17 protein-coding genes and 1 tRNA gene are annotated in these 20,653 nt (G+C 60.0%); 4 read left to right on the plus strand and 14 right to left on the minus strand.

All coding sequences use genetic code 11. The features are described 5' to 3' along the window. Positions 1-255: 255 nt before the first annotated feature. Genes VHD36_12440 through VHD36_12460 form a run of 5 tightly spaced genes read right to left on the minus strand, consistent with a single transcriptional unit; the run spans position 256 to position 5,273 of the window. Positions 256-645, minus strand: a complete 390-nt coding sequence (locus VHD36_12440; GenBank protein ID HVU88119.1) for a hypothetical protein — start codon at positions 643-645, stop codon at positions 256-258. After that, positions 642-1,172, minus strand: coding sequence for a hypothetical protein (locus VHD36_12445; protein ID HVU88120.1), 531 nt, complete (start codon positions 1,170-1,172; stop codon positions 642-644). Before VHD36_12445 ends, VHD36_12440 begins: the two co-directional genes overlap by 4 nt. Beyond that, on the minus strand, positions 1,172-1,441 hold the full coding sequence (locus VHD36_12450) for a hypothetical protein (protein HVU88121.1): 270 nt from the start codon (positions 1,439-1,441) through the stop codon (positions 1,172-1,174). The genes VHD36_12445 and VHD36_12450 overlap by 1 nt, the downstream gene beginning before the upstream one ends. A 7-nt stretch (positions 1,442-1,448) precedes the next feature. Further along, the gene (locus tag VHD36_12455; protein HVU88122.1) at positions 1,449-4,550 is read right to left on the minus strand and encodes a phage tail tape measure protein; all 3,102 of its coding nucleotides are present in this window, start codon (positions 4,548-4,550) and stop codon (positions 1,449-1,451) included. A 60-nt stretch (positions 4,551-4,610) separates the two neighbouring features. Beyond that, positions 4,611-5,273, minus strand: coding sequence for a hypothetical protein (locus VHD36_12460; GenBank protein ID HVU88123.1), 663 nt, complete (start codon positions 5,271-5,273; stop codon positions 4,611-4,613). Between the two features lie 429 nt (positions 5,274-5,702). On the opposite strand from VHD36_12460, the gene VHD36_12465 reads away from it, so the two are divergent. Next, the gene (locus tag VHD36_12465; GenBank protein ID HVU88124.1) at positions 5,703-6,011 is read left to right on the plus strand and encodes a hypothetical protein; all 309 of its coding nucleotides are present in this window, start codon (positions 5,703-5,705) and stop codon (positions 6,009-6,011) included. 408 nt (positions 6,012-6,419) lie between these two features. On the opposite strand, the gene VHD36_12470 is transcribed toward VHD36_12465, so the two are convergent. From VHD36_12470 to VHD36_12480, 3 genes are all read right to left on the minus strand, one after another. Then, complete coding sequence (locus VHD36_12470) at positions 6,420-6,677, minus strand: hypothetical protein (protein HVU88125.1); 258 nt, start codon at positions 6,675-6,677, stop codon at positions 6,420-6,422. A 401-nt stretch (positions 6,678-7,078) separates the two neighbouring features. Beyond that, complete coding sequence (locus VHD36_12475; GenBank protein HVU88126.1) at positions 7,079-7,522, minus strand: helix-turn-helix domain-containing protein; 444 nt, start codon at positions 7,520-7,522, stop codon at positions 7,079-7,081. Between the two features lie 121 nt (positions 7,523-7,643). After that, positions 7,644-8,018: a hypothetical protein gene (locus tag VHD36_12480; protein HVU88127.1), complete on the minus strand. Its 375-nt coding sequence runs from the start codon at positions 8,016-8,018 to the stop codon at positions 7,644-7,646. A 1,392-nt stretch (positions 8,019-9,410) separates the two neighbouring features. Here VHD36_12480 and VHD36_12485 point away from each other — a divergent pair. Continuing rightward, on the plus strand, positions 9,411-9,827 hold the full coding sequence (locus VHD36_12485) for a hypothetical protein (protein HVU88128.1): 417 nt from the start codon (positions 9,411-9,413) through the stop codon (positions 9,825-9,827). Between the two features lie 382 nt (positions 9,828-10,209). Here VHD36_12485 and VHD36_12490 read toward each other — a convergent pair whose 3' ends face one another. Beyond that, complete coding sequence (locus tag VHD36_12490) at positions 10,210-11,247, minus strand: tyrosine-type recombinase/integrase (GenBank protein HVU88129.1); 1,038 nt, start codon at positions 11,245-11,247, stop codon at positions 10,210-10,212. 77 nt (positions 11,248-11,324) lie between these two features. On the opposite strand from VHD36_12490, the gene VHD36_12495 reads away from it, so the two are divergent. After that, positions 11,325-11,397, plus strand: a tRNA-Arg gene (locus VHD36_12495). A 16-nt stretch (positions 11,398-11,413) separates the two neighbouring features. On the opposite strand, the gene VHD36_12500 is transcribed toward VHD36_12495, so the two are convergent. After that, positions 11,414-11,758, minus strand: a complete 345-nt coding sequence (locus tag VHD36_12500) for a helix-turn-helix transcriptional regulator (GenBank protein ID HVU88130.1) — start codon at positions 11,756-11,758, stop codon at positions 11,414-11,416. 304 nt (positions 11,759-12,062) lie between these two features. Here VHD36_12500 and VHD36_12505 point away from each other — a divergent pair, with 304 nt between their 5' ends. After that, entirely contained in the window at positions 12,063-13,472 is a 1,410-nt protein-coding gene (locus VHD36_12505; protein ID HVU88131.1) for a hypothetical protein, read from the plus strand. Between the two features lie 253 nt (positions 13,473-13,725). On the opposite strand, the gene VHD36_12510 is transcribed toward VHD36_12505, so the two are convergent. From VHD36_12510 to VHD36_12525, 4 genes are all read right to left on the minus strand, one after another. Continuing rightward, positions 13,726-15,042: a DEAD/DEAH box helicase gene (locus VHD36_12510; protein ID HVU88132.1), complete on the minus strand. Its 1,317-nt coding sequence runs from the start codon at positions 15,040-15,042 to the stop codon at positions 13,726-13,728. Between the two features lie 197 nt (positions 15,043-15,239). Continuing rightward, the gene (locus VHD36_12515) at positions 15,240-15,845 is read right to left on the minus strand and encodes an ankyrin repeat domain-containing protein (protein ID HVU88133.1); all 606 of its coding nucleotides are present in this window, start codon (positions 15,843-15,845) and stop codon (positions 15,240-15,242) included. A 161-nt stretch (positions 15,846-16,006) separates the two neighbouring features. Continuing rightward, a complete protein-coding gene (locus VHD36_12520) occupies positions 16,007-17,533 on the minus strand; it encodes a hypothetical protein (GenBank protein HVU88134.1) in 1,527 nt (508 codons plus the stop codon). A 21-nt stretch (positions 17,534-17,554) separates the two neighbouring features. Beyond that, positions 17,555-20,590 carry a PVC-type heme-binding CxxCH protein gene (locus VHD36_12525; GenBank protein HVU88135.1) on the minus strand — a complete coding sequence of 1,012 codons (3,036 nt, stop codon included), beginning with the start codon at positions 20,588-20,590 and terminating at the stop codon, positions 17,555-17,557. Positions 20,591-20,653: the final 63 nt, after the last annotated feature.

Here is a 20,653-nt window from a genome sequence, read left to right on the forward strand (position 1 = left end):
GATGCGCTGTCCGTGGACAATGTGAAGTGCAGCCGGTTCTGCTAGTTTTGCTCGCGGCAACGAACGTGCCGGGAATGATGGCAAACGTACGTCAAAGCTGGTGATAAAGCGTCAAAGCTGGTGTAAAACGCTCCATCGATACGTATAGGCGGAAAATCGCATTCTTTAGCCGGCCGCGCGGCGCGCAACAAAATCGGCACAACCGATTAGCCGGTCGTGCCGAAAAGATTTTTATGCCGATTCCGCGAGCCGTACCTAAAGCAACGCTTGCGCGGCCATACTCGCGAATCGTCGCGCGGCGTCACGGTCCTGCGCTGCCATCTGCCGTCGCTGCTGCCAGTACGGGACGCCGCGCGGCCGGTGACAATCCACGATGACGAGTCCGGCCGGGATGCGTTTTTCGCGGCATGCGGCATTTAGGACGCCAAGCACGGATTCTGGCTTGGCGTCTTGGCCCGTCACGATGTAATCAATTGATTGCTCGCCCCGATGGCCGCTGGCTTGCGAAAACCGCCAGCGCTTGCCCAGCAGTTCCGTTGCCCAAGCCTCTAAGTCTTCGACGCGGACTCGCGTCACGCTCTCACGCACGAAATCAATCACTGTTAAGACTCCCCAAAAAAGAACACCGTAGCCCGATTCGGTCAACGGGCTACGGCATTCCAATCGATGTACATCTCGTAGCGGGCGTCCACTACGGAGCACTTGATCTTTTCAACTTTGTCGGCCTGGCCGAAGTTGAAGACGCGGACCGCGCTATTGTCCTTGCCCGACTTGGGCAAGAGACAACCAAGGAAGATTTGCGAATCGGGATCGTCGGGGTTGTAGTCGGTCAGTTCCTGGCCGTAGTTCCACACCGGGATCGGCGAATCCATCGCCTCGTTGAACAGGCCCTCGTAGGTGAGGATGTCGAGTCCGTTCTTGTTCGGTGTGTCGTAGCGGCTTAAGATCAACACGTTGGCGTCGATCAGGATTTGGTAGTAGTTCGCGCTACATTCCTTGGTAAACGGTCCCGTGATGCGAATCTCGACCCGATCGGTCGCTTGCTGGAAAGCTGTGGTGCGATCGTCGAGATGATCGACCAGGACGGCTAATCCGGCTTGCGTGGCGACGGTCTTCAGATGATGGGCGACCGATGAGAAGGTCCATCGTGCCCAGTTGGGATTGGCGGGCATTAGTAGGCCGAGACTCGATAGAGTCCCTTTTCGAGCACCCCATCTTGGACCATCAGGCGCAAGAGTAGCTCAATGTTACCGGTAATCTGCCCCTCTCGAATTCGATCGACTTGCTGCGATAGCGCGGGATGAATCCAGTCCCCGGCCCAAAGCTCGATTGTGGGGCCGGCCAACGGTCGCACAGAGTACAGCACGTCGTAGCGCGTATACCCGAAATGCTGTGAGATACGCTGACTGAGTTCCCGGGACGTGATATCAAAAACGTTCATTATGTTCCTAGATCAGCGACGTGCCGCGCCGCGCTTCGCGGCGCAAGAGTTGTTGAATCTCGCGGGCCGTGGCCTGCGGATTTGCGGATTCAGTGATATTGATTCCGCCGTTGAAGGTGACACTGCTCACCGGCCCACCTTCCGCCCGGTAAACGGGGCGATCAGCATTCATGGCGACCAGTTGCGAATAGAACTTTTGCGTACTCGCGGCGTTCATCACGAATTCGCCCGGTGAGAGCATGGCCGGAATGGTGTCCGTGCCACGCGCTTGACCGCCGGCAGAGAAGTAGCGGCCAATGACGCCACCATAGGCTTCGTTTTCCGTCTCGGCCGCAACCTTGGCCGCCACACTGACGGTATACTGCTGCGAGTCCAAATAGCCCTGAATCTGGCTGCTCATCCCGGACAGCGCTTGGCCTGACGCTTCCAGGTCGTTGATCCGCGTTCCTGTAACGGCTTGTTGCAAGCGCTGCTGAAGCTTGTCGAAGCTGAGCACCGTCGAAATATCAAAGTGACTACTAGGCGAAAATAAAACGCTGTTGAGGTGTGCCAAGTCTTCCTGGGCCGCAGCGCGATTCTTGGCGATTTGCGCTTCAGGCAGGCGGTTTCCCTGGCTATCAAATTCTCTCAAGTTATCCAGAAAATGCTTGCTCGTCTTGGCGATATCATCGACTCTCGCTTGTTCGGCCGCGGCAGCCGCGTTTGCCTGCAATGCGATTTGTGCTTTGAGGGCCGCTTGTGCGCGCGTAGCGTCCGTCTGACGACGCAAGACGCTTTCAATCTCGCGCTCTCCCTGTAGTTGCGCTGTGCGGTTGCCGGATGACTGGGCAGCCGTAGCCGCTTGCTGCGCGAACGCTTGGGCGCGCTGGAATTCCCGGCTAGCTAGCTCAATCTGCTGCGGCGTTTGAGCACGCGACAGCAGCCGCGATGCCTCCGAGGATAGACTGTCGGCGCGGTTGCGGTCACGCTGCGACTGTTGCAACTGGCTGAATCGCTTGTTGGCGTAATTGAAGCGCTGATCGCTTAACTGTTGGGCAAGATCGTTGGCGTGCTGTTGATCCTTGATTGAGTCTTGCGCCGAAGTCTGGGAGAGCCGTTTCAGGTCCTGGGCGTATCTCTGGCGCGCTTGAAGGATGCGCTCCAAGGTATCGTGATCGTCGCGGACTAAATCCGCGTTGGCTTGCTTTGCCTTTTCGGCAGCGCTCACGGATGTTTGCAGTGCTTCGGTACCAATGCCGGCCGGGTCGAATTTGACCGTAGCGGCTGTCTCGCGAATATCCTTAAGCTTCTTCAAGCCTTCGTCGTACTGGTTTAATTCCGGCTGAAAGGTCGCGCGCGTGACGAAATTTGATGCTTGAGTGTCATTGACTAACTTGGCATGCTCCGCGACCAAATCGTTAAAGTCTTTCTCAGTGATTTTCGCTTGATGCGATACGGCCGCATAGTGAGCAACAAACGCATCAAAGTCGGATCGCAATTGGTCAGCGAACGGCGCGCCGGATCGCGCGCCGCGGTTCGCATCGCTCTGGGTAACAATTTGCTCGGCTTCTGCACGGAGATTCGCCAGCCGTTGCGTCTGCACTTCAATCTCATTCGCGCCGCTCTCGTTCAATTTGTCGAGATTCTGTTTGTTCAAGGCTTCCAAGGCCTTTGATTGCGCGGATTGGTCGAGAAGATTGGCATTGATGAATTGGCCAATCGAAACGCCAAGTCCTTTGGCGACCGGAACGGCCGCTAGTCCCGCCAGTGCAGTAGAAAAGCCGACACCGGCAAGCCGCGCTGCGCCTAACTGCGTCGTTATGAGTACAAGACTGGCACCAAGCCCTAAGAGAGCCGGGCCGGCAGCGTCGATGACAGACGTGGCATTCTCCACACCGCCAGCCCAACGGCTGAATTCGGCTGCGGCTTTGACGGCCGCACCGCCCACACCGTCCGTGAGTGCATTGCTCAGCTTGTTAAGATCGCTCTCGACGCGCTCTGCGTCCGTGGAAATGCGCCGTAAGTAGACGTTGGCGTGATCGGACGGGGTGAAATTGGAAATCTTTTGCAGATGCTCTTGGTACGTGTCAAAGCCTTGTTGTGCCTCGCCGAGTACGCCTTTGATGGCGCGTACATTCGTGAACAGTCTCGCGATGCTTTCGGCCGAGCCATCCGTTGTACCGATCAAGGCACGCAAACCGCCGACAAAGCCGAGTGCTTTGACGAGCGCTTGGGCGTTTTCAAAGCCCAACAAGTGCATTGCGTCGGCGGTCGCCTTTGTCGGCTTCAATAGGGCAGTAATTGCCGCGTTCTGTTGAGTCGCGGCCTCTTCCGGGCTGACACCACGTTGCGTCAACGTGCTGAAGCCAGCTAACACCTCTTCAGGCTTGATTCCGAGCAGATTCGCGCCGGGAGCAACCTTAGGCAAATTCGCTGCCAGTTCAGAGCCGACGATCTTGCCTAGCTCGACGGTCTTGAAGAACTCCGCAGCGCGCTTCTCCGCATTGGGCGCGGATTCACCAAACGCATTTAGCGCAGTGCTGAGCAAGTTGACCGTATCGACACCTCCGGCAACGGTCGTCTTCGCGAGCTTGAACGATGCTTCCAGGATTTGCAGTTGGTCGCTGGCGTTCGTAAAACCGTTTGACAGTACGTCGTATTTCGCCTTGGCCACGTCGAGTAGCGGTATGTTGTAGGCGTCACTGAGAGAGCGAACATCTTTGGCTAATGACTCGATGGACCGGTCGCCTGCGATCGTCTGGATATTCGAGACAGCTTTTTGAAAATCGAGCGATGAATGGAGAGTCTCGCTAATCTCATTGCGGACCGTGGACATACCACGCACGATGGCTTGTGTGAATACCACACGGCTAAGCAGCCCGAGGCTTACCGTCAACTTATCGACATTCACGGTTGACGCGGCTGCACCCTGTCCCAAGTCCGTGCGCAGTGCATTGCCAACTTGCTTGGCTGCGGCGCTTGCATTCGAGCCAGCACTGTTGAAGAGGTTTATTGATCCTGCAACGGACGTGAATCGGGTTTGGAGATTCGTCAGCGACGAATCTAGCTGCTTACACGCTTCAAGCGCCTGCGAAACGTCAAAGCCAAGCTGTTGGTTTAGGTCGGCCATTGGTCGGACTCTGTAAGTGCCGCCGGCACCGGGTCGCCCCGATGCCAGCGGTTCGGGAAGTTATTGGATGGCGGCGCGCTGCTGCTCGATGGCCTGGGCCTTAGCGTCGATCGCTGCCGATTCGGCGAAGTATTCGGCTAGGCTAGCGTCCAGCGACTCGCGAGCCTGCTGGACCAGTACGTCCATTGCGGCGTAGTAGCGGTCCACGTCGTAGGTCGTGGTCAGGGCGGCTTGGTTGTTTCTGGCCTGCTGTTTGAATTCGTCGGGAAGCGCTTCGATCCAGGCGGCCGATTGCTTCAGGGCGGCTTGGTAGGCAGGCGATGCCTCCAGGGCTGCGATTCGCTCGCGTTCTACTTTCTCGGCCGCATTTTGTTCATCGCGAGATGCGGCTAAATCTTTGAAGCGTTTTCGTGCGCCCTTGCTCAAGGTGACGGACTCGCTGTCCAGGATTTGGCGGAAAGGATTTTCCGCCGCAAGCTTGGCTTGTTCCACTCGTCTGGCTTCGGCCGCATCGCGGTCTAACGCGCGCTTCGCGTCGATGCCGGCGATCCGGGCCTCAACTTGTTCGCGCGTGACCTGCGTCTGTGCTTCACGGCGTTGCTTGCCGCTCAATGCCGCTTCGTTTTGTTTTCGCAGGATATATGCCTGGGTGTCTTCGCCAGGCATGCGGCCTACCTTTTCCTGTAGGTTCGCTTCAATTTGTTCTCTGGTCAGTTGGGGCATTGTTATCTTTCTCCGACTGGGGCTGTGTTTTGGGCGCGGCGGCGGCGGCCAATCTCTGGCCCTCCGCGTGCTTCTTTGAGAGTCTCGCTTGCTCTCGTAAAAATTGTCGGCGTGTGGTCATCGTCCACCCCGCAACCAATTGATCGCACGCTGGACGAACCGGAATAGTCGGCGAACGACACCGGCACGGATTACGATAAGTGTCGTGGTGTGCTGCTCCCATCGGCCCAGCCACCGATCCGGGCGCTTCAGCAGCGGTGTACAATATCGAGTCTCATTGTGCGCGGGGTTAAATCGCTTAGACCTTGCGTCCGGCTGTACCGAATCGCCGCAAACAAGGAAATGCGTCGGCAACGGTTCGCGATTCTGGTGCGGATCGAACGGGCAAAGTTCTAGGCCCGGCACATAGGACTCCAGGAACCAAGCGCGATGAACTACGCCATCTACGACACCGACAGCGAGCAACGTGCAGCCAGGTATCGAGTGTCGCGCGTGCTCAAAGAAGGATGGGCCGTACTCATAACCGCTGAAGTGCTCTGTCTCTCGAACGTAATTGAATTCGTTCGGATGAAGTCTCGCAAAAATGGTTTCCATCAAACACCTATCCAGGCAACTTGCTGCCCATCATCTTCCGCCGCTACCCACACGAATGACGGATCGTCGATCGGCAAACTAATGGAAAAACCCGGCCGCAATGGCATGCCGTCGCTGATCGACACCGTAGAAAGTCCAACGTAGACATTCGTCGTGTTGTTGGGATTCGCGACGATATCGACGCCCCGGAACAACTTGTTTGTGTTGTCGAGTGTTCGGCGGCCCGTCAATGGCACCGGCACTAGTCCGACAGTCGTACGGCCATAGACCATGCCTCGCGTGTCAGAAACTTCGCGATCTAATTCGATACCCACTAGAAACCTCGCTCGTCATACTGATCTGCGCGGTCCCACAAGTAAGCCACACTCGCCTTAGCCGCCGGAACAACACGACCGCCATAGAAGAATGCTGGCGAGAGATTCCGTAGGACCGTGCGATACGGATTCGATTCGCCGTATGCATCATCTGTCGGCAGCTTGAGCGCTTGCGCACACCGGCAGTACAGTTGAAGTTCGGGCAAGTCCGTGTCACGCTCGACGATTTGGTAAACGTTCATCGCTGGCCCGCCGCGTATCGAGCGCTGCGCGATTCGAGCAGTTGCAGGATTTCTCGCCGGAGCGGCGAGTCCACGATGACAGATTTGATTTTTTGCGCGGCATCCTCGTACGGATTCGATGCAACGAGCGCAGCGCTCGAATCGTAATGCTGTAGTAGCTGTAGGATGACGTGCAGGACCCCAGGACCGTCGAGCGCGGGAACGTGCGTCGGATCGAAAAGGTTGCTCGTGACGAGCGAATAGCTTGTGGACATTTGGTGCCTTTCGTGGGAAATGCGCGGCTAGGGTGAGAGCCTAGCCGCGCCCGATTTCGCGCGACCCCATGACCCAGACAAATCGCGCGAAGTAGAAGCGGCCGTGAGGGCGACAAGGAAAAACACCTCTCACGGCGCGAGCAGCGTAGCACCTTGATCGCGACTACGCGCTCAGTTTTTGGGAAGCGCAAAGAAGAGCCAATATGAGATACACCTAGGACTTATCCGACGCACACTGGGGATGATTTCGCGACGATCGTGGCTCCGATCGTCGCAGGGGGACGGTAGCGAGCCGACCACGCCCAGGTGTACGGATTGTGGACCCCATAGATGGTCCGTGCGAATGGGGCATTCGCCCCTCTATTATCTATGTCACGGGGAGGGCCACAAATTGCACAGAATCAGGAAAAATATCGCTTTTTTATCGCATTCAGCCGCCGCGTCACGGTTGCCGGATCGATTCCTAGTTCAGCCGCGGCCTCCTTGCGGCTGTATCCCGCGGCCCGCAGTCGCACGATTTCGGCGTCTAGTGGGTCACACGATGCGAGTATGTCGTCTTCCAGTTCCGCCGCGGCGTCAGGATCGTAGATGGCTCGCTCGACTGCCCCTTGATCCGATTGCGGTTCGCGGGACTCGGCGCGGATATGCCTCTGCATAGCAGTACAGATGATGCCGTACAGGGTTTTCTCATCGATGGGGCCAGCTTCGATGTAGGCAAGCTGGCCGACGCCCCTCAGTTCGTTGTACCAGCGGTCCGGTTGTAAACGCTTACGCTTTATTGTCGCTTTCGCGGCGCGCTCGACTACAGCCGGGAAATGTGTCTCCCATTCGTCCTTAAATTTCATGTTTTGCCGCGGCGGTCCATGTTAAAACGCCTACGAGCCCCATAGAAAAAAGCATGGTGCAATCACACCGGGGGTGTTGCCGGACGCTGCTATACGCAATCCTAGGGCGTTTGGGACGGGATTAGGCAGTGACCGGCCTTAGAAGACCGTCCATGACTGTCCACGCGGGCCGCGTCGGGGTGACCCGGTGCCAGGACAGATTACCGATGTACCGGCGGTTGCCGGTGTGCCGGCCGTACGGGAAGCGTGCTGGAATAGCTTTCGCGACCCGCGTGCGGGTCCACTCGCGGCGCTCGCTTTTGACTAGCGACCGCAGAAAGCGCGCATAGAAGTCCGTGAAAAGGATTTTTGCGCCGGCTACTTCGTAGCATTCGGCAGCGATGAACTGCTCAACGATGGGACTAGTCTTGGCATCTGCCAGTTTTTGGATCGCCCGTGCGATTTCGTCGCCGGTCAGCGTGACTGGGCCCGCCACAGTAACAACATGTAAATTCACCCTGATGCTCCTGTCTCAAGTTGTAATTCGCCACACACACACACTTGTTAGGTGCAGCCCAGACCGATTTGGCACACTCGATTCTGGAATTTTTTTTTGCGTGCAGGTGTGCCAGATTGCTCCGGGCTGCACCTAACAGGCATGGACTTAGACAGACTGAGACAGGACTACGTTGTAGTAGGGTCGGCGGTAAAATGTGCGTACGGGCTGCTCCGTGTGCATGGCGACACACTGTACGCAATCGCTGAGGGGCACCCCCGCGTGCGGAATCAGCTTCGCGCGCTGCCGCGCGCGGTCCAGGGGCCGGGGGAATGCGTCATACTCCCCGCCGAGCAGTTTCAGGCCGCGGCCGGGATCATGCGTCCTGTCTGCCAGGACCGACGCAGGAAGGGGCGACACGCCCCGCGACCGCCCCCGTCACGGGATGCCAGCGGGCGGTTTCGCTCGCCGCGGCGATGAGTTAGTTTTCGAGTTACTTTCGGGGTAACTTCTTTTTCCCTTACAGACATCAATATATTTTTCTCTATAGGGTAGGGTAGAAGTTAATAAAAAAAAGCAACTATCGGTGGAAATCGAGCTATTGCGTTCGCGTAAATCCTTGATATATAAGGACTTAGCATCGTTTTTTCCGCCGAGTTACTTTTAGAGCCGCCGGAGCCCGGTCGAGTTACTCGAAAAGTAACTCTACCCCTCTGACGGGTTATGCGATAGACCCCTGATTTATGGGTCATCTTGAGGCCCAGGCACGTCCGCCGCGGCGAAACGCCTAGTTTCTGGGCACGCACCTCGGCCCTCCGCCGGCCCTCCGCCGACCCTCCGCCGGCCCTGGATTTCCCGGATGAAACACGTCCCCGGGGGCCGATCGCTAGTTTCTAGGCACGCCCCAGACGAAAGAGCAACGGCCGCGCAACCCGCAAAATCGCCGCCACCCCACCGAAGATTTGACCCTGCCCCGTCCCCAGGTCCGGCAACCCGCCAGACTCCGGCTACGCACACCGTTGCTCTATGCTCGTTTGGTGCCTGGATTCCTGGGGTCTGCGGGTCACTTTGTCCGGGACCTGTCCGCGTCGGCCGTGCATAGTGTACATGCGATCAGTACCGGTTGTAACGATTATGACGGTTGTAGCGGTTGTGCCGGTTGTAGCGAGTTTGTGGGGCCGATAAGCACAACCGCGCATACACGCTCCCATAACCGCGCGTTGGGGGCACTCCTACCACCCCCAGGCACCAGCGATCCGGGCATCTATATCGCGGTGGCCGGATCACGGCGCAGTCTCGGCTTTTTTTTTTTTTGAAATTTGGTGTGCCAGTTTGCGAGTTGCTGCACCTAACAAGCATGGGCCGCAGGCACGTCGCCTGCGGACAGATGGAACCAAAGATGAGGTGCAATCAATGGCCGCTACCAACATCAGCAAGCTACTGCGAATTGAGAATCGTGCAATCTTCGATGCCGTGAATGAGATTGTTTGCGACGTGCAATGCGACGGCATGTTTACAAACAAGCGTTATGACAGGATGTACATCCGGGAAGTCCTAGAGTACGGCCGATTGGTGAGCGAACAACTTTGCGAAGGCTTCCAAGGATTTGAGGCCGACCCGTGGCCAGGCGACAAGATGATGCTGCGGCAACCTAATAATCTCATCTACTTCTTTTGTGACGACGGCCAGTGGTACTCGGCTTTCAATGGGAAGTTTGACCGACTTCTTGAACCGATGCCCGCGCTGCCAATTGGCGATGCTGAATCGGCCATACTAGACAGTATCTATTACGGTGCCGATGACAGCAGCCGAAACGCATTGCTCGTTTAACAAAATAGCGGACCCCAGTTGATCCAGAGTCCAAAGCCAACAACCCAGAGCCAACAACGCCTAGGCCGATTAGGTTCGGCAACGGCCCAAGCGCCAGCGGTACAAGTGCTAAGCGATCAGCGATCAACTGGGGTCTTTTCAATTCATATGACAGCAGCAACAAGAATCGCAATCGCCCTGGAGCGCATCGCCGATCATCTCGATAGGGCGAAGCCGCCGGCACCTTTGACCGCTGAACAAGTCGCCGAACGGCTAGGCGTCAGCGTCGATAAGGTCTACCAGATGGCCCGCAAAAAAGAATTGCGGTCCACGAAACACGGACGCGCGGTCCGGTTCGCGGTTGCCGATATCGAGCGCTATCTAGCGGATCAACGGCCACGCCTCATTGCGTAGCCTTGTCGAGTTCGTCACGCAAGAATTGGTGCTGTCTCTCTAGATGGCCGTACACTCTGCGGACCATTGTCCCATCGACGTGGCCCATTAGTACGCCAGTGGTGTCGGCAGTAAGACCTCTCCGTAGCGCACGCTGCGCAAAACGATGGCGAACAGCGTAGGCGCACAGCCCGTTGATTTTCAGTTTGTTGCGTAGCTTTGAGAATCGCTGCGCAATTGCTCCGGCCGTGTACTCTTGACCCTTGCGACCACGGAACAGCGGTCCGGTCGGATGCTTCTTCGACAGTCGGTCGATAATCTCGGCAGCAGCGGAATTCAGCCGAATCACTCGGCGAACCTTTTGACCCTTGCTGTTCTCGCGCTCCAGGATCAAATCTTGATCCTCTCTGTGTGCAGCGCTGACACACCGCACCTCTTGCGGCCGGCAGCCGGTCGCATCCAAGAACTTCAGCACGTCCACAAAGTCAGCTTGCGCAGCGTCCAGGACGCGCTGCCAGTCAGCATCGGAAATATCAACTTCGCGTGGTATGACTTGCGGGCGCTCAATGCTGACCACGGGATTGATTGCCAGACCCTCGACCAGTTGTTGCTTGATTGCCCAGTTGAACACGCGGGCTGCGGCAGCAGCACAGCCATTCTTGTACGTTGATCCGCCCGGAAGGTTGTCTATCCAGCTTTGGATATGATGGCCCCGCGCTTCGTGGACCTTTACACTTCCGCAGTGAGCGACGAACGGGGTCAGTCGCTCCAAGTAGGTCTGGTGAGTTCTAGGCTTCTTCTTCTTCTTTGCCCAGTCGAGGAATTGTTGGCAGAGTTCCTGTATTGTGGTGGCGGAATTGACTGGCTGCGCACCTGCCATCCGTTTGTGATACTCACGCTCGGCGGCTTCCTTGCTACTTTTGCCATCGTTGTCGAGGTATTTTCCGTTGGCATCCTTCTGGGTCTTGGCCAGCCGGACGGGTTTGCCACCCGGACCAACGTCCGCATACCATGCGTGGTGAGACTTCTTGTAGTACGGCAGTTTCATGCTTGCTTGCCCTCCTATCTGTACTATACTTCATCCGGACAGGAATCCGGACAAGTTCACAGAAAAAAGAGGGTTTTGCGCCTGTAGCTCAGGGGATAGAGCAACGGTTTCCTAAACCGTAGGTCGCAGGTTCGAATCCTGCCAGGCGCACTCTTCGGTTGACGACTTAAGTGCTGCGCCGCGCTTTGGCGGTGGCCCGCGGTCGGGTCGGCGTGGGCTCTTTCACCGGAATCGCGGTCGTTGCGCGCTTGGCGCGAACTTTCGCACGCGGCGCGTCCATGAAGCCCGGTGGGCGGCGGCGCCCCTTGCTCTCCAGCTTCCACTCGAGCAGGTCGGCCAGCTTGTCGACGGCCTTGAGCGTCAGACCACGCTGACCTGACATGAACCGCGATAGCGTGGCCTCGCTGATGCCGGTGCGCTTCGACAGTTGGTAGCGCGTCAAGCCGCAGCCGCCAATGGCGCGGCGCAGTTGCTCGCTAAAGTTTCTCTTTCGGTGCGTTCTTCGGCTCATACGTAAAGCCTGCTTTATACTTTCCGTTCTGTCAAGTACGGGCCCAACGTCCCCAGGGTGTGGGGTGAAAGCTCTGAGGGGCCCATTGCCGGCATCGACTGCGGCAGACAGAATTGGGGCGGATCGCCGCGATCGCCCAGGGACGAGGTCAGGCATAAAGGCGGCTTTGCGTCGTGGCACGGATTGGATCGTTCAGATGAACTTTCGAACGCGCAGGTGGTTAACCGACGTGACGCAGCAGCAAGATTCAGCCCACGTTCGACTTCCCCGCTGTTCGGCCTGTTCAGTTGTGGCGGGGACGCTAATGGCCGCGCTGGCATTATTGAATACGCGCAGCCTCGCGACAGAACTCGACGAACTGGACCCTGCCTATCATCACACGGGCGAGCTGGCGGGATCGCTTCGCTCGACTGATCCGCCGCCGCTTTTCGATGCCGATCCGCACCATCTTTGGAATCGGCTCTTTGCCGCCGCCACGATCCGCAAAAGCCACCTTCCTTCGCGGCGCAGTGGTGCGCCGGTCGAGCGGATCGAAGGAGGAGACCGGATCGAATTCTTCGGCTGGGGCGGCACCACGTATTGGGACGACCCGGAGCCGATGGCGCAGCTGACGACCCTGCTCGATCAATTCCTCGACGGAGGCGACAAGCTGAAAAGCGAGCCCATGGCGCGGGTGCTGCTACAACACGATCTGTGGACGTTGTTCGATTTTCTGATGGGCCGCCACATCGCCCGTCAAGGCGACGCCGAGACGCGCAAGCATCGTGACGAAGTCTGCCGAAGACTGGCGCACGCCATCCAAAGGCTCGCGTTGCCCGCCGAAACGCTATCAAAACTTCCGAATAACTATGCCTTGGCGGTTGAATCCGGTCGGTTTGCCGCGACGCATGACTTCGATCCACAGCGCCACTATTTGCCACCGACACTCCTCTCAGGGAACGAGGATTGGCAAGAGATCGACTTCTATCAAGCGCATCGCTCCGAGGATGTCGAGCGGCGGTACGTCTTCTTGCACATGCGGGCGTTTCAGGGACGCTCTTACTTTCGCGTCTTCTGCCGCTTCCCGGGCGGCCGTGCCCAGCTCGAAGAATATCTGAAGCAGCTAGACGATCACGGGATCGACTGGCGCGCGTCGGCGCAACATGGCAGCATCGCGCTCACGCCCGAAGCGCCGCATCTGCCTGCCGGAACAGAAGTGGCGCTCGTGCAATTCCTGATCGCGCTCGATCCGGAATTGCATATGGTTCCGACGTCGCTCGTCGAATCGGTGCGCCTGCTGGTGTTCAAGAACGCCGACGGCACGCCGGACCCTGGCACCAATATGGGAAATGGCGTGAATGCCGCCAAATACACTCTCAAGCGACGCCTGGCGCTGGCCGAGGGGGGGATGCAACACGGCGGTTTACATCGCGAGCCCGACGATCTGCCGGTCTATCGTGTGCTCTTCGAAAATGAAAAGGCGCCTGACTGGGGAACGCGCGGTCGCTATTTCAAACTGGTTGCCGATTGTCGCGCCTGCCACTCGGGCGCCGCGCAAACGGGCGTTCAGTCGATCGGCTCGCTCGTCAATACGGCGAGCATCGATTCCGGGGCGGCGCTCGGTGTCTCGCGTCCGCTGGCTGTTGGCGAACCCAGCCCCCATCCCGCGCGCACCGTCAAGTGGAAGAGCGCCGAAGAAACCTACCGGCGGCTGCTGGAATACGTGGAAAGGTGACGTTGCACCAGTGCCCGGCAGCGGCACGAGCACGCCGGTGGTGCGCGCACAAGTCTCTGTGGTGGCCGAGGGCAAGCCGCGCGCGGTGGTGGTCACCGCGGTCCGTCCATCTCCGGTCGCTGCCTACGCGGCCGAGGAACGGATCGCGCGAAGCGCGATCCTTCGCCCGAGTTCGCCGAACGTGTGCGATTCTTGCAGTCCGGCCTGCGGCATTCTCTCTTGTCTTTACGCTTGCAGGCTGCGCAGGGCAGCCTCAGACCGCTGCCGCCGACCGTTGGCGCCGACCGCGCGAGCCTCGCCCGCCCTTGGCCGGGCGGGCTTGCTTGTCGAATCGTTGATGGCGCCCGCCATGCCCACGCGGCGGCCGCGATTGGCCCGAGCGCTGGTTCGATTTGTTGCCCGCTTGCTTGGGCCGCGCTCCGCCGAGCAGCGGCGCGAGGGCCGCGTGTTCCTTGTCGACCGTGAGAGGGCGGCGAATCAGCCGTTCGATATCTCGCAGGTACGACCGTTCGTCGTGGTCGCAAAACGACACGGCGATTCCCGTCGCTCCCGCGCGACCTGTCCGACCGATGCGATGGACGTACGTTTCGGCCTCGTTCGGCAGATCGTAGTTGAAGACGTGCGACACGCCGTCGACGTCGATGCCGCGGGCCGCCAGGTCGGTCGCCACGAGTACCGGCGGCCGGTTCGACTTGAAATTCGCCAGGCTGCGTTGGCGGGCCGCCTGGCTCTTGTTTCCATGAATCGCCTCGGCCTTGATCCCCGCCTTGTTCAACTGCCACACGACCCGGTCGGCGCCGTGTTTGGTGCGCGTGAAGACGATGGCCCGCGTCACTTCTTCCTTGCTCAACATCGTCGTGAGCAGATCCGTCTTTTTCGGCTTCGGCACGAAGCACACCGTTTGTTCGATCAATTCCGTCGTGGCCTTTACTGCCGCGACGCGAATGCGAACCGGGTCGCGCAGGATGGCATCGGCCAATTGCTCGATCGGCGCGGGCATGGTGGCCGAGAAGAAGACCGTTTGCCGGGCCGCCGGCAACTTGGCGATCACGCGGCGCAAGTCCGGTAGAAAGCCCATGTCCAGCATGCGATCGGCTTCGTCGAGAACAAAAATCTCGACGGATCTCAGATCGACGTGCCCCTGGTTCATCAGGTCCAACAGCCGGCCCGGCGTGGCCACGACGACATCGACGCCGTGACGCAGCGCCTTTACCTGCGGATGTTGCCCGACGCCGCCGTAAATGACCGAGCAGCGCAGCGACGTGTGAGCCCCATAAGTCTGAAAGCTGTCGCGGATCTGCGATGCCAATTCACGCGTCGGCGAAAGCACCAGGGCGCGGATGCGGCGCCCGGAGCCGCGCGCGGGATTGCCATTGTGCGTCAAGTGATGAAGGATCGGCAGCGCAAAGGCGGCGGTTTTGCCCGTGCCCGTTTGCGCGCAACCGAGAACGTCACGACGCGCCAGCACATGAGGAATGGCCTCGGCTTGGATCGGCGTGGGGGTGGTGTAGCCGGCGGTGGAAATGGCGCGCAAAAGGGGCTGCGCGAGCCCAAACGAATCAAACGACATTCGAGGTCCCTAAAGAGTCTTTCAGGACCGAATGCTCGAACGCGAAAAGCGCTCTGGGAAAGCCATTGGACCTGCAATAATCCAATGGCGAAAAAGACGGCCGAGAGGATCAAGATGCTATTAATGTAGCACGCTTTCGCGGAAAGGGCCAGGGCGACGCGGCCCGGGTAGTGTCTTGAGGTTGTGGTGCCAGACCGCTAGCGGGTTATGCTCGAAACCACTTCCTTCCATTCGGGCTTAACCTTCGCCCCCTTGCTCACGAGGAATGCGACAACCTCACGCTGCCTGCCGTGATCGGCGGGATTGTTTGTAGGGGGCTCGCCTATGCTGTGCACGGCCCAGCCAAGCGGCGTGGAATGATACTCGGAATCTTCAAGTTCCAAGTCTGCGCCTTCCGTCAGGCGCTGGACCAATGGAAGCTCGCCAAACAGTGCAGCCCAATGCAGTGCGGTCTCGCCACCATTGCCAAGCAGGTGCGGATGAGCGCCCGCATCGAGCAATCGCAGCCCGACATCGACTGCCCCCAGACTGGCCGCGCCGATCAGGGGCGTTTCGTCTCGACCTTCCTTGTGGTAGTTCACGTCGGCCCCGGATTCGATCAGTGCGTCCACGAGCGGCAATTCTTTGCCCTTCGGCAATATGCCATTAAATAGCGCGTCAGAGACGTAGTGCAGGGGGTGCGTGAGGCATGGGCACGACGGTCTGCCCCATTTGATGAGCGCGTTCGCTTGGCTGGGATCGGCCGAAAGAACGTTGCGAAGCGCCGCGGCATTTCCGCTATCGATGGCAGATTTCGTATCCATCCGAGGCTTCTCCCGGAACTAGTGGGTCGGCATAGATGCGTGTTCGCTCATGCCGCATTTTAGTACGATGCCGTCATCCCTGGCAGCGCGGTTGATCCCCGCCTTCGGCCTACCTTAAGACGTTACCGCGGCCCCGCGTTTCCTACACGATCGCCGCGCGGTCAATCCAGCTCCGGCGGCAGGGCGCCGTACGTCCAAGGCTTGCCGGTAAAGGCCGGCAGCGGCGCCGGCTGCGGCACGGCCCCCGGAGTCAGTCGGCCCACGAGATCGATCGCGGTCGTAGCGATCTTGCGTCCGGCGGTCGGCTCAAGATTGCTGTAGCTCGTGAGCCGCGTCTCGTATCCGCCACCGTGCGGACCGAGCGCCTCTTCCGTGGGCACATAGCCGACGCAATCATTGGCCAGCGATACGGGAAAGGTGAACGGGAACCGGCTGCCGGCTTTGATATCGAGGCCATACTGACAAAAGTATTCCGCCGGGCAGGAGACAAACACCGCTGGACCGAGTTGGATGGCCTGCACTTCGACCGGTGCGACCGGTTCGCGCTTTAGCCGTGCATCGAGCAGCACGATCTCCTTGGCGAACGTCCATTCCGTGGCGTCGACCTTCTGCGGATCCTGCGACGCAATCTCGAGCGCGCGCTTCAAACGCTCGGGCCGCGGACGTCGGCGCGGGATCTCGAGCGTGCGCGTTTCGAAAGCGACGGGCACGAGCGACCCTGCTCCTTGCTCCATCGCCAGCAGCACCTTCAGTGCCTCGGCTCCCACGCGTCCGCCGACAAAACGTGCCGCGACCTCGCCGAATTGCTTGATCGCGAATGGGCTGCGGTTGTCGACCTGCGTCACGTCCCCGGCCATGCCCGGCACGAAGACCACGATCGCTTCGTCTCCCATCAGCCCGCGAATCGTCTTCTCGATGTAGTAGATGTAGTCGGCCGAGATGCCGCCGGGCCCGGTCGTGGCGTGGCAGCAGAAATTGACGATGCAGCCCAGGAGTTTGCCTTCATTGTTCCACGCGCCGATCACGCCGACTTGCGGATCGGTGGGGCCGGCTGGTTCGAGGATATCGGGATTGCCCTGTCCGGGATGGGTCATGGTCAGGCCGCCGGCCATGCGAAAGCGGCGGTTGAAGGCGACCTTGTCTTCCAGGCCCGCGCCTGCGCCGTAGCGTGCAGCGACCTTGTGACTGTCGGCCTCGACCACCGCGGCGATGATCGCCTGCTCGACTTGGGCCAGGTATTTCGCGTCGGCGATCGACGATTTGTCATACGCCAATGATTTCACCAGGTCCGAATCCTGGTCGAACTCGCCGGGCAGGATCATGCCGGTCGGCCCGGCCGAGTGCGAATGCGACGCCGCGATCATGATGGCCTCGGGCGCGATGCCGCACTGCGCGTGAATTTCTCTGCGCGCGGCGGTGACCGTGGGACGGCGAATCAGCAGCGCATCGATGCCGACGATTGCCACGCGCTTCGTGCCATCGTCAAACACACTCGCGCGCACTTTGCAGGCGTCGTGCTTCGTGCGGTGATACGCCTTGCCGTAGCCGCCGGGCTGTTCCATTCCCAATTCGGGCGTGATATCGCGTTCGGCGAAGCCAGCCTTGAAAGTCGGCGCTTCGGCAGAAATGGCCGCTTCGACGGGCGAGAGCAGGATCGTCAGCAGCAGACCGAGCGTGATTCGCGGCATCGAAATGACTCCCATGGATGATTACGGATTTTGCGCTGCGGCCGGTTGCTGTCGATCGGCGATCGACGATTCTCCCTTAAGATACGCGAGCAGGTCGGCCAACTCCTGCCGCGTCATCGCTTTTTCGAATTCCTGCGGCATGAGCGACAGTTTGCTCGATAGCAAACGTTCGACGTCGCTGCGCAGTATGGTCTCTTCCTTCCCGAGAGGTTGGCGCAGCGTGATGCTGGTCGGCGTTTCGCTCGCCAGGAGACCAGTGAGCGTGCGACCGTCGGTCGTCTCGACGATGTAAGCGCCGAAGCCGGACGTAATCTCGTGCTCGGGAATTAACAAGTGCAGCAGGATCGTCTCTTTCGATTGATTGCGCACGCCGAACAGATCAGGCCCCACGGCAAAGCCCTCCCGGTCCAGGCGATGGCACGTCGCGCAATGCTTTCGGAACATCGCCTGCCCGTTGTCGGGCCGAGGCGTCAGGCCAACCACCGACTTGTACTCTTCATAGACCCGGCCGCGGTCCGAGGACGCGCCGACACCGAAGATCCGCTCCGCCCGAGCGCGAATTGCCGCATCGCGATGTTCGGTCAATTGCTTGCGCCGCAAGGAATTGATCGCGCCGACGGGAAAGGCACCTCCTTCCATCGCTTCCAACAGGCCGGGTATGTGTCGATCGCTGGCCAGCATCGCTGCGAGAACCTCCTCGCGCACGGCGGGCGAGTATTCCGCGAAACGGTCGGGGGCGAGCAGTTCACGGCTGATCGATGCGTCTTGCATTCCGGCCAAGGCACGGATGGCTGCCGTCTGGATCTCGTCCGGTTGCTGTGGGTGAACAAGTGCAAGCAGCGGCGGCCCGGCCGTATCAAAACCGGCGTGCGCGAGCAAATTGATCGCGATCGTGCGCTGGCTGGCGTCGACCGTCGTATCGCCCGCACGCGCTAGCGACGCGGTGAACAAGTCGGAAAGCCGTTTTCTTCCGCGCACCATCTCCGGCGAGTCGCCCGTCAATAACTGGCCGAACAAACGCCGCTGATCCGCGCCGCGGCGCGAGAGTGCCTCGGCGATACCTGAAAGGAGGGCAGCGCGGCGCGTCACACTCTCGTCCGAATCGAGGACCTGGATGAGTAGCGCAGGCGCCGCAGCAGGCTCGAGACCCGCGCCGAGCAACCGGCCCAACGAAGCATGCAATGCGCTCAGGCCCGTGTCCGCGCGCTCGGGCAGACGCAACAGTTCGCCGAGAAACAGAGGCTCGCGGCCGGAAATCGAGCTGAGCACTGCGGCGCGCAGCCATCGGTCGAGAGCATCGTGGACGGCCAATCGTGCGAGAGCCGGAATCGGTTCTGGGCCAGGAAAAAACCCCAGAGACAGTGCCGCTTGAAAACGCACGCGCGGATCGGCGTCATCGGCTAGCCGCAGCGCTGCGTCGGCCAACATGCCCGATCGCCCGAGGCGCGGCTCGGCCAGCACGAGGGCTCGTTCGCGCACCGCTGCGTTCTCATCGGCCAGGCAACGCGCGAGGATCGCATCAGTCACTTCTCCGCACGCATCAAGGAGCGCGAGCAAGTGCGTTTTCGCGGTTGCCGGCATCGCCGCATCGGCCAGGAGCGGTGCCAGTGGCGATTGTTTCTCCACGGGCCGCTCGAGTAGCAGCCGGTGCCCCAGATCGCGCGCCCAGGCGCCGTCGGATTTCAATAGCTCCACGGCGGTGCTCGGATCGCGAGCCCATTGGGCTACTTGTTTCCGGCGCGCCGCCAGATCGTCGGGCGCGCGATCAGCGCGGACCACGCGCCAGATGCGCCCCATGCCGCGGCCGCTGTCGAAATCGGTGCGCTTGCGGATTTCGGCCGGCAGATAATCGGGATGCTCGATCGTCTTGCGATACATATCGCAGATGTACAGCGCCTCGTCGGGCCCCGAGCCCAGGAAGACCGGACGGAACCAGTTATCGCGGCTGGCCAGGAATTCGCGCCCCGGCAGGATCGGTTCGGCCGTGAACGTGGCGCCGTGCGGTTTCAGTTGATCGAAGTGAACGAGGTTGCCGGTCGGGTCGCACGAAAACGCGCCGCCGGTGTACTGCTCGGGCAGATTGCCGCCGCGCCACACGAACACGCCGCAGGCGGCGGTGAAGGTGCCCGCATGCGAATCGGCCGTGGTGATGTTGGCGCTAATCGGAAAGAGTCGCGCGCCCTGGCCATGTCCGGCCAGCGGCTCGGGCGCCAGATCGGTCGGACAGTTCTCGACGGTTTCGGAAAACGCCAGGTGTGGATTGCGCTGCAAGTATCGCGAGCTGAGTACGACGTGCTGCACCTGCACGCGGTTGTAACAAATGAAGCGATGGCCGGCATCGTCGAAGCACAGGCCATACTGCCCGCCACCGTCGCATGTTTCGTACGCGCTTAAGTCGGGCCGAAAGCGAAAATCGGTGCGGCCGAATTTCAGCGCCGGCCGTTCGGGATGTGCCGGGCAGGTGACGCTGCCGCCGGTCAGCCCGCTGGTGACATAGACCCAGTTGTCGAGCCCGAGTGTCGGATGGCTGACGCGCAATTGCGTGCTGCCGGTGGTGGCGAATCCGGTGAACCACACGGTGCGCTCATCGGCCTGCCCGTCACCGTCGGTGTCCTTGAGATACAGAATGTCGGGCGCACAGGTCACGATCAGCCCGCCGCGCCATGGCAGGACACCATTGGGAAACGTGAGATCCGTGGCGAAATCGGTGCGGCGGTCGTAGCGGCCGTCACCATCGGTGTCGGCGAGCCGTGCAATGCGGCCCATTGGCGGCTCACCGGGTGCCGGACCAGACGGATACCCGCGATTCTCGGCGACGTATAGATAGCCTTGTTGATCGAACGCGATCGCCACCGGGCTATCGACGAGCGGCTCGGCCGCCACGAGCTCGACGCGCAAACCTGGAGCGAGCGCGAAGCTATCGAGCGCTTGCCGCGGCGAAAGAGCGTCGGGCGGAACAGCTTCAGGCGCGGCGCGCGCAAGCGAAGCGGCGATCGAAAAACTCGCGAGTGCCGTTACGAAAATGAGACGGTGTTTCGAAACCTCAATGCCGTACATAGAAGTGTGCGACCGGTAGCTTTTCTATCAGTGCTTTATGCCGGGTTCTGCACTGGTGGGCGA

It is taken from the genome of Pirellulales bacterium (assembly GCA_035546535.1).
Classification (GTDB): Bacteria; Planctomycetota; Planctomycetia; order Pirellulales; family JACPPG01; genus JACPPG01.

Coding starts and splice junctions, on each gene's coding strand:
- VHD36_12500 (HVU88130.1), bottom strand. CDS start 11,758: ATGAGCCGAAGAACGCACCGAAAGAGAAACTTTAGCGAGCAACTGCGC.
- VHD36_12525 (HVU88135.1), bottom strand. CDS start 20,590: ATGTACGGCATTGAGGTTTCGAAACACCGTCTCATTTTCGTAACGGCA.
- VHD36_12505 (HVU88131.1), top strand. CDS start 12,063: ATGGCCGCGCTGGCATTATTGAATACGCGCAGCCTCGCGACAGAACTC.
- VHD36_12445 (HVU88120.1), bottom strand. CDS start 1,172: ATGCCCGCCAATCCCAACTGGGCACGATGGACCTTCTCATCGGTCGCC.
- VHD36_12475 (HVU88126.1), bottom strand. CDS start 7,522: ATGAAATTTAAGGACGAATGGGAGACACATTTCCCGGCTGTAGTCGAG.
- VHD36_12455 (HVU88122.1), bottom strand. CDS start 4,550: ATGGCCGACCTAAACCAACAGCTTGGCTTTGACGTTTCGCAGGCGCTT.
- VHD36_12490 (HVU88129.1), bottom strand. CDS start 11,247: ATGAAACTGCCGTACTACAAGAAGTCTCACCACGCATGGTATGCGGAC.
- VHD36_12520 (HVU88134.1), bottom strand. CDS start 17,533: ATGCCGCGAATCACGCTCGGTCTGCTGCTGACGATCCTGCTCTCGCCC.
- VHD36_12510 (HVU88132.1), bottom strand. CDS start 15,042: ATGTCGTTTGATTCGTTTGGGCTCGCGCAGCCCCTTTTGCGCGCCATT.
- VHD36_12450 (HVU88121.1), bottom strand. CDS start 1,441: ATGAACGTTTTTGATATCACGTCCCGGGAACTCAGTCAGCGTATCTCA.
- VHD36_12485 (HVU88128.1), top strand. CDS start 9,411: ATGGCCGCTACCAACATCAGCAAGCTACTGCGAATTGAGAATCGTGCA.
- VHD36_12470 (HVU88125.1), bottom strand. CDS start 6,677: ATGTCCACAAGCTATTCGCTCGTCACGAGCAACCTTTTCGATCCGACG.
- VHD36_12460 (HVU88123.1), bottom strand. CDS start 5,273: ATGCCCCAACTGACCAGAGAACAAATTGAAGCGAACCTACAGGAAAAG.
- VHD36_12465 (HVU88124.1), top strand. CDS start 5,703: ATGAACTACGCCATCTACGACACCGACAGCGAGCAACGTGCAGCCAGG.
- VHD36_12515 (HVU88133.1), bottom strand. CDS start 15,845: ATGGATACGAAATCTGCCATCGATAGCGGAAATGCCGCGGCGCTTCGC.